The sequence below is a fragment of the Nocardia sp. NPDC003999 genome (assembly GCF_053604885.1).
In genome coordinates this window covers 335,537-347,271 of record NZ_JBSGIB010000002.1, presented here as the reverse complement: position 1 = coordinate 347,271, position 11,735 = coordinate 335,537, and the positions used below count along the sequence as shown (strand labels likewise).

11 protein-coding genes are annotated in these 11,735 nt (G+C 68.7%); 5 read left to right on the top strand and 6 right to left on the bottom strand.

Annotation, left to right across the window (positions count from 1 at the left end):
* Positions 1 to 39 precede the first annotated feature (39 nt).
* On the top strand, positions 40 to 258 hold the full coding sequence (locus ACWESM_RS05600; protein WP_355074840.1) for an MbtH family protein: 219 nt from the start codon (positions 40 to 42) through the stop codon (positions 256 to 258).
* A gap of 71 nt (positions 259 to 329) precedes the next feature.
* Here the strand turns inward: ACWESM_RS05600 and ACWESM_RS05595 are convergent, their stop codons facing one another.
* A complete protein-coding gene (locus tag ACWESM_RS05595) occupies positions 330 to 1,781 on the bottom strand; it encodes a helix-turn-helix domain-containing protein (protein ID WP_452491032.1) in 1,452 nt (483 codons plus the stop codon).
* A gap of 151 nt (positions 1,782 to 1,932) precedes the next feature.
* On the opposite strand from ACWESM_RS05595, the gene ACWESM_RS05590 reads away from it, so the two are divergent.
* From ACWESM_RS05590 to ACWESM_RS05580, 3 genes are all read left to right on the top strand, one after another.
* Positions 1,933 to 2,121, top strand: coding sequence for a hypothetical protein (locus tag ACWESM_RS05590; protein WP_355074836.1), 189 nt, complete (start codon positions 1,933 to 1,935; stop codon positions 2,119 to 2,121).
* 6 nt (positions 2,122 to 2,127) lie between these two features.
* The gene (locus ACWESM_RS05585) at positions 2,128 to 2,394 is read left to right on the top strand and encodes a hypothetical protein (RefSeq protein WP_355074834.1); all 267 of its coding nucleotides are present in this window, start codon (positions 2,128 to 2,130) and stop codon (positions 2,392 to 2,394) included.
* A gap of 555 nt (positions 2,395 to 2,949) precedes the next feature.
* Positions 2,950 to 3,441, top strand: coding sequence for a DUF6924 domain-containing protein (locus ACWESM_RS05580; protein ID WP_452491127.1), 492 nt, complete (start codon positions 2,950 to 2,952; stop codon positions 3,439 to 3,441).
* Positions 3,442 to 3,644: 203 nt separating this feature from the next.
* Here ACWESM_RS05580 and ACWESM_RS05575 read toward each other — a convergent pair whose 3' ends face one another.
* From ACWESM_RS05575 to ACWESM_RS05560, 4 genes are all read right to left on the bottom strand, one after another.
* Positions 3,645 to 4,532, bottom strand: a complete 888-nt coding sequence (locus tag ACWESM_RS05575; RefSeq protein WP_364424915.1) for an aldo/keto reductase — start codon at positions 4,530 to 4,532, stop codon at positions 3,645 to 3,647.
* Positions 4,533 to 5,024: 492 nt separating this feature from the next.
* A complete protein-coding gene (locus tag ACWESM_RS05570; RefSeq protein ID WP_364424913.1) occupies positions 5,025 to 6,269 on the bottom strand; it encodes a TetR/AcrR family transcriptional regulator in 1,245 nt (414 codons plus the stop codon).
* Between the two features lie 149 nt (positions 6,270 to 6,418).
* A complete protein-coding gene (locus ACWESM_RS05565) occupies positions 6,419 to 7,660 on the bottom strand; it encodes a TetR/AcrR family transcriptional regulator (protein ID WP_355074826.1) in 1,242 nt (413 codons plus the stop codon).
* Positions 7,661 to 7,938: 278 nt separating this feature from the next.
* On the bottom strand, positions 7,939 to 9,285 hold the full coding sequence (locus ACWESM_RS05560) for a cytochrome P450 (RefSeq protein WP_452491031.1): 1,347 nt from the start codon (positions 9,283 to 9,285) through the stop codon (positions 7,939 to 7,941).
* Positions 9,286 to 9,454: 169 nt separating this feature from the next.
* Here ACWESM_RS05560 and ACWESM_RS05555 point away from each other — a divergent pair, with 169 nt between their 5' ends.
* A complete protein-coding gene (locus tag ACWESM_RS05555; RefSeq protein WP_364424909.1) occupies positions 9,455 to 9,637 on the top strand; it encodes a hypothetical protein in 183 nt (60 codons plus the stop codon).
* 133 nt (positions 9,638 to 9,770) lie between these two features.
* On the opposite strand, the gene ACWESM_RS05550 is transcribed toward ACWESM_RS05555, so the two are convergent.
* Positions 9,771 to 11,720 (bottom strand): acetoacetate--CoA ligase, encoded by a 1,950-nt coding sequence (locus ACWESM_RS05550; protein WP_364424907.1) that lies wholly within the window; start codon positions 11,718 to 11,720, stop codon positions 9,771 to 9,773.
* Positions 11,721 to 11,735: the final 15 nt, after the last annotated feature.

Below are 11,735 nucleotides of genomic sequence, written 5' to 3'. Positions count from 1 at the left end.
ACCCCCAACCTGATCTGACCAGGAAGAAGGAAATCCGAAATGACCAACCCGTTCGACGACGACAACGCCAAGTTCTACGTCCTGATCAACCAAGAAGGCGAACATTCCCTATGGCCGGTCTTCGCCGCCGTTCCCGGCGGCTGGTCCATCGCCTACGGCGCCGCCAACCGCAAGTCCTGCCTGGAGTACGTCGAGACGCACTGGGTGGACATGCGTCCCAAGTCGCTCATCGAAGCCATGTCCACCGAGGCGAACTGACCACCTGAATACGCGGGGCGCGCCGGTCCACATCCCCCTGCCGACCGGTGCGCCCCGCCTCGTCTCCGGGCTCAGACCTCGGCGTGCGCCGCGTCGATCACCGCGTGCGCGTGCTGCCGCCATTCCGCGACGGCTCTGGTGCGCAGGCCGCCGAGCGCCGAGTCGAACTGTTTCGCGCGCTTGGTGACCGTGAGCCCCACGTAGGTGTGCGCGTTCGTGATGGCGCTGGTCGCCACCGCGCAGGCCTCCTCGACCTCGCCCGAGGCCAGCAGCGCCGTGGCGTGCTCGAAGCGGACCAAGGCGGGCTCCATGGTCTCCGACGGGTCGTACAACGCCATCGCGCGGGCGGCCGCCACGGCGGTCTCCTCGGCGCGGCCGAGCCGGGAATATCCGATCGCCTGATAAAAAGCGAGTTTCTCCGGGCGGAAAGAAAAAATACCGACCGAAAGGTCTTCGGACCCGACGTCTTCCAAAGCCGATGCCGATCGTGCGATACACCGCGCGAATTCATCGGCGTGCCCGAGACTGGCGTGCGCACGCGCCGCCATTCCCCACAACCATGCGGCGGCCGGGCCGTAAGACGGATTTTCTTGCAAGCGGCCGTCGAGTAACTGCAAAACTTCCTTCGGTTTATCGCTATACGTCGGCAAATACGCGAGCCCGGCCAGGGCGATGTCCTCCGAATAACGGTCGCCGATGTCCTGCGCGGCGTGGATCGCGGTGGCATACCACATGCGCGCCTGACCGAAATGCCCTTCGTTGAAGAGGATCTCGCCCACCACGTTCGCCAGCCGTCCGGCCGTGCGCACCAATCGGACCTGCTGATGGGTGGGCTGCCGTTCGCCGAGACAGCCACGTACCAGCCGGAATTGCTCGAGCCCCGTCTGCAACAGCTCGTGGGGCGGAACCTGCACCACCCGCGTGCCCAGGACCTCGGCCGACTGCTCCAGGAACGCCAGTCGCCGTTCGCTGATCGACCCCGCGTCGAGGGTTGCCAGCATCCTCTCCGGTTCGCTCGCCACCAGGTCCGCCGCCTGGCCTGCCATGCCCGCGCCGATGCAGGCCAGCAGTTCTCGCCTTCTCACGTCGTCTTCCTCGACTTCCTTGTCGAGCCCGATTTCCCTACCGAGCTTGGTGTGCCTTTCGGGCGCCGAATCGGCGCGTTCGTAGTCGGGGGCCGGCTCCTGGCGCGTGGTGATCGCGCGCTCGAATCGTTCGGCGACGATGGAATCGACGCCCGACAAGACCCTGTCCAGGAGACGCTGGCTAGCGGCGTGCATCCGGGTTGTCCGGCCGTTCTCCCACAGGACCACGGTGCGCGGTGTGACGCCCACCAGACGCGCGAATTCGTAACGGCTTCGCTTCATCGCCGTGCGAAGCGCATGTACAGCTTCGCCCGTCCAGTCGACCTCCACCATAGGTCTCTCTTCCTCGCTCCAGGCCGCTACAAACGGAAAGTACTCGCAATTACCGCATTCGGGTCTGTTATCTACCGAATCGCAACGCGCACTGTTGAATCGCACCCGGCATCGGGGGTCCGCCCAAACCCTGTCGAGGGCGCCCGTTGTCCGGAACCCGGCGCACGGTCCCGACACGGCCCGATCCATCCGTGTCGAGCGCGGCTCCGGCGGCGCCTTCTCGGTGCCGGGTGCACTGCGCTTATGGAGGTGAACGATGGACGTGTTGCACTCGGATGTCCGAGAGCTGTGGTTGATTCAGAGCCGCGACTGCTCGCAGGAACCGCTCGGCCTGACCTATGACCGCGCGCGGTTCCTGTGCGCCGTCCACGCCGGGCACGGCGCACACTGCAGGCAATACCTAACCGCGTCGGCGTTCTGTTCCCGGCAGGCCGCCGACCAGTGAGCGGCCGTGAATCCGCTGCTGAGCATGCTCGGCGCGTGCACCTTGCTGGTGGCCGCGATCGTCGGCGTCGGCTCCTGCCTGCCGCACGGCGGCGCGGAGGACGCGCACCGACCGCCCGATGAGCCGTTCACCGTCGAGCAGGCGCACCGCGTGATGCAGGGCCACCGCCCCTGCCGCGCCGACGCCTGCCCCCGCAAACAAGCGGCCTTCCGCACCTTGGTCGCATCCGGCCGCGTCGTCCCCGACAGCAGGGCCGACGGATACTCGCGCTGACCGACTGTCAGCGCACCGAACTCGTTGCCGGCAGCGTGATCCGCCCGCCAACGACGTTCATCCCCTGCACGGGACTACGGCGAGGGAGCCCCGGCAGCGCCGAAGTCCTCGTACCCCGTACGACGGGGTACGAGGACTTCCCGGTGCCCGCGGAACCGAGTCGATGTCGGGAGGGGTACATCGACCTGAGCGAGTGGCATACGGCCGCGGCGAACCCGAGTGGGCCCTCGGTGATGTGCCACTCGCGGTGTCAGTCGATTTCGGGCGGCCGTCCCCATCGCTGCTCGTACCGTTGCGGCGACATGAATTCCAAGCCCGTCGTGGTATCCGCGTGGTGGCATCGTGCCGCGTGGCAATCGCCACCACACCCAGGGTCGCAGCAGTTGTCACCGGAGCCCGCAGGGAACTCGACATCTCCCATGGAATCAACGATATCCGCAAGGGACGCTAATCGGCGGGAGTGCGAGCCACCGCAGCCTCGCCGGGGGACCGAGCTCGGCGTGAGTAGGCTTCCGGCACGTGAGGTTCGGTCCGATAGCGGTCACTGCGTTGGCCGTGGTGGTGATCGCTGCGTGTTCGGCCGACAGGGGCCCGATCTCGGCGAGGGAGGAGAACGCGATGCTGTTGCCCGACGGCGATTCCCTGTTCATCAGAACGTATTTCGCCGACGACGCCGCCTGGTCCGAAACTTTGGATGCCGCGCTGCAGCCGTGGGACCTCGGTGACGGGATACTCGCCTTTGCGGATATCACGCCGGTCGATGACCGTCGCTTCGAAGGTCTGACGGTGGAGAAGTTGGAAGAAATCGTTCCAGCGCCACCGCCCTACTACCTCTTCCTGGCGGACAAGCGAACGATGACCGATCCCGAACGCCCGATACTCGTCGTGGATACGAGCCGGGGCAACACGGACGTCGTCGGTTTCCAGACCTTCCGCGTGGTGCCCACCGAAATGCCTGCCGTGGAGAACAACCTGTCGCTGTCGAACATGGACTTCGAGGACTTCTCCGAAAACGTCGACGCCGACGGGGTGTTCCGCGGCTTCTGATGCGGGCCGTTATGTGCCACTCGCGGGGCCGGTCGATATCTGGTGGCCGTCCCCATCGCTGCTCGTATTGCCGCGGCGTCATGAATACCCAGCCCGCCACGACAGCCAGGGCGCATGAGTCATGACCGGGTGAAGTCGCGGTCGCGTCGGCCGCCGCCTGAGCACCCCGCCGCCGTGGGGCGCTCAGCCGACAGCAGCAACGGTCAGTTTCCGCTCGACGCGGTGGCGGCCGACAGCGCCTCGAATTCCTTGTCCGTCAGCTCGATTCGCGCGGCGGCGATGTTCTCCTCGACGTGCGCGACGCTGGAGGTGCCCGGGATCGGCAGCATGACGGGGGAGCGGCGCAGCAGCCAGGCCAGGGCGAGCTGGGCGGGGGTCGCGCCGTGCTCGGCGGAGATGGCGGCCAGCGGACCGCCGGGAGCGGCGAGTTCGCCCGTGGCGATGGGGAACCACGGGATGAAGCCGATGTTCTCCTGCTCGGCGTAGTTCAGCACGTCCTCGTCGGCGCGGTTGGCGAGGTTGTACAGGTTCTGCACCGAGACGATGGTGGCGAGTTCGCGCACCTGGCGCAGCTGTTCGACGGTCACCTGCGAGAGGCCGATGTGCCGGATCTTGCCCTCCTGCTGGAGTGCGACCAGCTCGCCGATCTGGTCGGCCAGCGGCACCTGCGAGTCGATGCGATGCAGCTGGTACAGATCGATCCGGTCGACGCCGAGATGGCGCAGGCTCAGTTCCGCTTGCTGGCGCAGGTATTCGGGCCGCGCGACCGGGCGCCACTCGTTCGGACCCTGCCGCGTGAGACCGGCCTTGGTGGCGATGACCAGGCCCTCCGGATAGGGGTGCAGGGCCTTGCGGATCAGTTTCTCGCTGACGAACGGACCGTAGGAGTCGGCGGTATCGATGAAGTTCACGCCGAGCTCCACCGCCCGGCGCAGCACCCGTACCGCCTCGTCCGGGTCCTTGGGGTCACCCCAGACGCCGGGGCCGGTCAACTGCATCGCGCCGTATCCCAGCCGATGCACCGGAAGATCGCCGCCGATGGCGAAGGTTCCGGATGCCGCGGCGGGTTGCGCGTCGAGATCTGTGCTCATGAGAATCTTCTTTCCGAAGTCGGAGACTGCGCCGATGCCCTGCGAATGTCGCGCCGGGACCGGACGCGGGCCTTTCTACCGCAACAGCATTGCCCCGAGGCCGATTCCGCCCCGGCGTTCGCCGGTGGCGAAAACCGGCCGTGCCCTCGAACTGGCCCAGGACCCGCGCCCGATGTCCGGCCTATCGGCAACGCCCACGTAGTCGGCACGGATCCCACCGTACTCGGACTCGGGAATCGAGCACCCCGAGCGACCAGCCGCGAACGAAAGCTTCCGCCACGATTCCGCCGGTACAACGCGCGCCGACTCCCGCGCTCGGCCGACTCGGCGATACTCGTGCCATCGAGTGGCACCTCGCCGCGGTGGCCACACACGATTCGCCGCGGCCGTGTGCCCACTCGCGAACGAAGGCGTCGAGCCGGTTCGCCGGTCGGTCGGCCGCCGTTACCGGACCGACGGTGCGCTGTCGCCCACGACCGTGGGCCACCCGCGCTACGGCGTCAGGTGGCCGAAGAGGATCGCCTGCATCAGGCGCACCACGCGCCGGGGGGAGCAGGCCGGGTCGGTGGAGCCGAAGCGTTCGCCCAGGTCGACGACCAGGGCGAAGGCGGCGTGCACCAGCAGCCGCGCCTCGGCGGCGGACAACTCGGGCCGCACGCCGCCCAGCAGTTTGGCCCATTCCTCCACGTTGAGGCGCTGGATATTGCGCAGCACCGTGCGCTCCTCCGGCGGCACGTTGCTGATCTCGGCGTAGTAGACGAAGGTCAGCTCGCGCTCGGCGAACGAGCCGGCCACGTACAACTCGATCAGGGTGTCGAGCGCTTGCTGGGGCGTCTCGGCCGCGGAGACGGCAGGCCCGATGGCGGCCGACACCCGATCCGCGGCCCGGCGGAACGCCGCCGTGAGGATGTCGCCCTTGCCGCGGTAGAACCGGTACACCGCCGAGGATGCGGGCAGTCCGGCGGCGTTGGCGATGTCCTCCACGCTGACGTTCGGGTATCCGCGCTGGTGGAACAGTTCGACCGCGCGCATCAGCAGCAATTCGTGTTTGAAGGTGAGCGGGATCTCGGTCGCGGTGAAGTTCTCGGCCTCGGCGCTGCCGGGCGGCGGCAGCTCGCACGCGGCGAGTGCGTGGCAGGCCGCGGTGAGCCGCGCGGTGAGCGTCCGCACCGGGATCGACACATGGTGATCACCGATGCTGCTGAGCACGCTCAGTTCCGCCGCGGCCAGGACGGCGCGATCGGCCTTCGACAGCGCGGGCCTGGTCTCGGCGAGCAGTGCGGTGAGCGTCGCGTTCACGCCCGCGAGCTGATCGGCCAGCGTGTCCGCGTCGTCTTCCTCCAGGTAGCGCCGCTGCCAGCGCAACAGCGCCGCGCTGCGCCGGTTGACGATGGCGGCCTCGATCAAGGCGTCGAGCACCCGCGCGAGCCGCTGCTCGGCGGACAGGTCCGTGGCTTCGGGCAGCCGGACCGCTTCGGCGCTGACCGCGCCCAACCGCAACACTTCCTCGCGGAACAGCGCGTACTTGCTCGGATAGTGGCGATACAGCGCCGCGGAGCTGATGTCGAGCCGAGAGGCGATGTCGTCCATGCTGACGCCGTGGTAGCCGAGCGCCCCGAACGCCTCGGCCGACGCCGCCGCGATCTGGGCGCGGCGGTCACGTGGTCGGCGCCGGATCACGCGTGCCGGTGTCCCGTCGGCCGCCTTGTCCGCGGCATGGCGGTCCTGGGCACCCATGCCGCGATGGTAGCCCAACACAACGTTCGGTACAGCGACGCTACCCGCTCCCGGGAAGAAATGAATGGTAGATCACAAAAATCTGGTGATCCGCCTTCAATCTCCCGCAATGCGCCGATCGAAGCGAGAATCTCTGCTAACTTACCTGACTATCGCGCGGGCCGTCCGAAGAGCACCAGCTGCATCAGCAAGCGCACCCGGTCCTGGGCGGCCAGCGGTTCGTTGCCGAAGGCGCGGCCCAGGTCGACGACCACCGCGAAAGCCGCGTGGACGAGGATGCGCGCCTCCGCCGGAGCGAGCTCCGGACGCACCTCGCGCAGCAGCCGGGCCCACTCCTCGACGCTGAGTCGCTGGATATTGCGCAGCACCGTGCGGTCCTCGGTGGGGACATGCTGGAACTCGGTGTAGTACACGAAGGTGAGGGCGCGTTCGGCGAACGATCCGGCGACGTATTGCGTGATCAACGCGGTGAGCGCGTCCTCGGAATCGCCGGCCGCCGCCACGGCCGGGCCGACGGCGCCGGAAACCCGTTCGGCGGCACGGCGGAACGCGGCGGCCAGGATGTCGCTCTTGCCGCGGTAGAAGCGGTACACCGCCGAGGCCGCCGAAAGCCCTGCGGCGGTGGCGATGTCCTCCACGCTGACGTTGGGGTAGCCGCGTTCGTGGAACAGCTCGACCGCTTTGCGCAGCAGCAGTTCGTGTTTGAACGAATCCGGGATCTCCACCACCGCGACCGGCTCGACCGCGCGCGTCGCGGGCAGCTTCGCGTGGGCGACCGACCAGCACGCCGAATGTAGCAGGCGGGCAAGGGGTTTCGCCGGGAGGGCGGCGTGATGGTCGGCGATGCTGGTGATCGTGCTGAGCAAGGCGGCGCGCAGCACGCGCACGTCCTCCTCGATGAGTTCCGGGCGCAGCGCGGCCAGCTGGCTGCCCAGCGCGCCGAGTACCGTGGCCTGCTGGTCGTTGAGCGTGGTCTGGTCGTCCGGCTCGAGGTACCTGACTTCCCAGCGCACCAGCGTGACGGTGGGGCGGTTGTCGATGGTGACCGCGATGAGCGCGTCGAGCACGTGCCGCAGCCGCTGTTCGGCGGGCCAGTCGGCCGCCTCCTCGGGCAGCTCGACCGATTCGGTCATCGCCTGGCCGACGCGCAGCAGTTCTTCCCGGAACAGCGCGTATTTGCTCGGGTAGTGGCGGTACAGCGCCGCGGAGCTGATGCCGAGCCCGGAGGCGATGTCGTCCATGCTGACGCCGTGGTAGCCGAGCGCGCCGAACGCGGCGGCCGACGCGGCGGCGATCTGGGCACGGCGGTTCTTCGGTCTGCGCCGGATCTCGCGAGGTGCCGAGTCGCCGCTGCTCGCCTTCCGCGCCGTACGGCGATTGTCGACACTCATGACGAACATCGTAACGACCTGGCCGTATGGCCGGGCTGGCCGTGCCACGGGATACGGCTCCCGGGGATGAGCGGCCCCCGGGAGCTGTACCTGTTCTCCGGTGCGCGCCGGCATGCGACGAGGCGGGATGTGCGCGCCGGTGCGTCCGGAAGTCGACAGCTGGACTCGGCCGAAGCGCGGGGCACGATGCGCGCCGTGCCGGGACTAGCTGTCGAACAGAGATAAACTTACACGAATATAAATCCAGTACAAGTGCTGATCGAACACGGAATCATTGTTCACATACTGGTTGACCGCCGGTCGACCACCACCCGCGCCCGGCCGCGCGGCACCGTGGTGATGTTGCGGATCTTGCCGCGCTCGGGCGCGCTGCCCGCCGGGAGCGAAAGCGTGTCGCGGACGAGGATTTCGCGCAGCACCGCGGCGCCCTCGAGCAGTGAGAACCCCGCACCGATGCATCGCCGCACACCGCCGCCGAACGGCAGCCAGGTGTTCGGCGCCACTTCGCCGTCGAGGAAGCGGGCCGGGCGGAACACGGCGACGTCGGGGTAGGCCTCGGTACGGCGGTGTGCGAGGACGATCGACGTGGCGACCACGGTGCCCGCGGGCAGCCGCTGTCCGCCGATCGTCATGTCCCTGGTCAGTTTTCGATTGGTGCCGGAGATGACGGTGTGCAACCGCATGGCCTCCTTGAGCACCGCGTCCAGGTATCGGTCGTCGCCGGTGCGCGCGGCCTCCGAGGCCTGCCGCTGGATCTCGGCGTCGGCGGCGAGTTCGTAGAGTGCCCAGGACAGCGCCGAGGCGGTGGTCTCGTGCCCGGCCAGCAGTAGCGTGATGAGCTGGTCGCGCAGTTCGGCATCGGTGAGCGGCGCGTCGCCGTCGCCCGCGCCGACCTCGAGCAGGCGCGACAGCACGTCGGTGCGCCCGGCCAGATCGGTCGCCCGCCGCCGCTCGGCGATCTCCGCGTAGAGCAAGGCGTCGACCGCGGCCAGGTTCTCGGCGAAGCTCTTCCACGGGCCGACCCGCCGCAATCGGTCGCTCTTCAAACCCAGGAACACCAGCGGATTCAGGTGGACGATCCGGTTCAGGCGCGGGTTCAGCTCGGCCCTGGTCCGCTCGTCGGTGACGCCGAAGACCACCCGCGTGATCACCTCGAGGGTGAGCGCGTTCATCCGGTCCAGCATGCGCACCGTGGATCCGGACGCCCAACCGCCGATCTCCGCGGCCGCGATCTCGGAGATCAGCGCTCGGTAGCCGCGCAGCGCGGCGCCGTTGAACGCGGGCATGAGCAGCCTGCGCGCCCGCGCGTGCTCGGCCTCGTCGGTCAGCAGCAGCGAGTGCGGGCCCATGATCGCACCGAGGATCTGGTTGCCCTCGCCCGCGTGCAGGTCGTGCGGATCGCCCGCGAAGATCTCCTTGATGTGCTCGGGGCGGGAGTACACCACGACGCGGTCGGCGAACGGCGGGATCCGCAGGGTGAAGACGTCACCGTAGCGGCGCGCCATCGCGGTGAGGAACCGGGCCCGGTCCCGCTGGAACAACGCGCTCTGCACGAGCGGCGGCAGCGCGGGCCCAGGCGGAAAACCCGCGGGCTCCGTGCGTTCTCGGACGTCCTGTGCGGCCACGATGCCACCTCCACGCGCATGTCGAACCGGCTGTCGCCTCCACGCTAGGAGAAACCCGGACGCCGGTCCATGCCCGATGCCCGCCGCTCGCGTACCCCGGCTCACCATCCAATACTCCGTTTGTCCGAAACCGCTTGTACCGGTGCGTCTTTCTGGTAAGGAGTTCGTCATGGCGTCGGCTTTGCGCCCGGTGGACCCCATCCCGGTGCTCGGCGCCGTGGTCGCCGCGGTACGGCGGATCACGGCGCGCTATCGGCTCACCCCGCAGGAGAAGCGCAACCTGGAAGCCGCCCGCGGCGCGCGGGCGGCGGTCTTCACCGCGTCCATCGGCGGGCGCGGCTACCGCCGATAGAATCCTGCGCCGCAGCCGAACTCGCGACGCACACAGCCGCGCCCGTTCCGGATCGCGGCGTCCGATTCGGGCGCTCCCGGCACTGCGTCCGGCAACTGATCGGGATCGTCCGCAGCCGAAGTCGGGAGCGCCCTCAGCCCTGCGCGCCGGGCCGGATCGCGCCGTACCAGTCGAGCAGGTCCGGGTTGTCCACGGCGCTGCGTTCGACGACGCGGGTCGGGTCGGCGCCCTGGAACAGCTTCTTGATCGGTACCTCGAGCTTCTTCCCGGTGCGGGTGTGCGGGATGCCGGGGGCCAGGATGATCTCGTCGGGCACGTGGCGGGGGGATACCTCGGTGCGGATGGTGCTGTTGACGCGCGCTTTCAGCTCGTCGGTGAGTTCCGCGCCGGGCGCGAGGGTCACGAACAGCGGCATCCAGTATCCGCCGTCGGGCTGCTCGGCGCCGATCACCAGCGCTTCGGCGATCTCCGGGAGCCGTTCGACGGATTGGTAGATGTCGGCGCTGCCCATCCGGATGCCGTGCCGGTTGAGCGTGGAGTCCGACCGCCCGTGCACGACCACGCTGTGGTGGTCGGTGATGGTGATCCAGTCGCCGTGCCGCCACACGCCGGGGAACATGTCGAAATACGCGTCGTGATAACGCTTCCCGTCCTCGTCGCGCCAGAAGGAGACCGGCATGGACGGCATCGGCGCGGTGACGACGAGCTCGCCGACTTCGCCGCGCACCGGCTGCCCCGCCGGGTCGTAGGCGTCCAGCGCGACGCCGAGGAAGGGCGCCGACAGCTCACCCGGCCACACGGGCACGGTGCGCGCGCCCCCGATGAACGCGGACACCACGTCGGTGCCGCCGCTGATCGAGGACACCTGGACGTGCTCGCCGACGTTCTCGCCCAGCCACAGCGCCGAGGAGGTGGGCAGCGAGGAGCCGGTGATGCCGACGGTGCGCAGGGCCGACAGGTCGTGCTCGGTGCGCGGCACCGACCCCGCTTTGATGCAGGCCAGCACATAGCCGGGGCTGGCGCCGAGCACGGTGGCGCCGACCTCGGCGGCGATCCGCCACAGCGCGTCGGGGGTCGGCGCGGTAGGGCTGCCGTCGTAGGTGACGATGGTCGCCCCGGCCAGCAGGCCCGCGATCTGGAAGTTCCACATCATCCAGCTCGGGCTGGTGTACCAGAAGAAGGTGTCCTCGGGTCCGATGTCGGATTGCAGGGCAACGGCTTTGAGGTGTTCGAGCAGCACGCCGCCGTGGCCGTGCACGATGCCCTTGGGCAGGCCGGTGGTGCCGGAGGAGAACACGATCCACAGCGGATGGTCGAAATCCACCGACTCCGTGGTGATCACCGGAGGCAGCCCGTCGGTGGTGGTCACCGCCTCGTCCCACGAGGTCGCGTCCGGCACGTCCAGCCCGAGCCGGGAGACCGCGATCGTGCCCTTCAGCGAGTCCAGGCCCACACGCAACGCGGCGATGTCGTCGCGCTTGTCGTGCGCCTTGCCGCCGAAGCGGTAGCCGTCGGCGGTGACCAGGACAGTCGGCTCCAATTGCCCGAGACGGTCCAGCGCGGCTTTCGGCGAGTAGTCCTGTCCGCAGGCGCTCCAGATCGCGCCGATGCTCGCGGTGGCCAGGAACGCGATCACCGTTTCCGGGATGTTCGGCAGATACCCGGCCACCCGGTCGCCGGGCCGCACACCCAGCGACCGCAGCGTCTGTGCGAAAGCGGCGGTGTGGTCGATCAGTTCGGCCCAGGACACCTCGCGGATCGGAGCGTCCTCACTGACCGCCTTGATCGCGGGCCGGTCGGTGCGCAGCTGCCGGATCACCTGGTCCACATAGTTCAACCGGGTGCCGGGGAACCACTGCGCGCCCGGCATCTCCGCGCTCGCCAACACTTCGCCCGCGATGTCACCGAGCTCGAAGTAGTCCCAGACCGCGTGCCAGAACCCGGCGAGATCGTCGACCGACCACTGCCACAGCGCGTGATAGTCGGTCGCGTGCACACCGGTGCGTTCCGCGACGAATCGGGCGAAGTCGGTGATCCTCGCCTCGGCGATGTCTTCTTCGGTCGGCACCCATTGTGGTTGCATCGCGGTCCTCTCGAC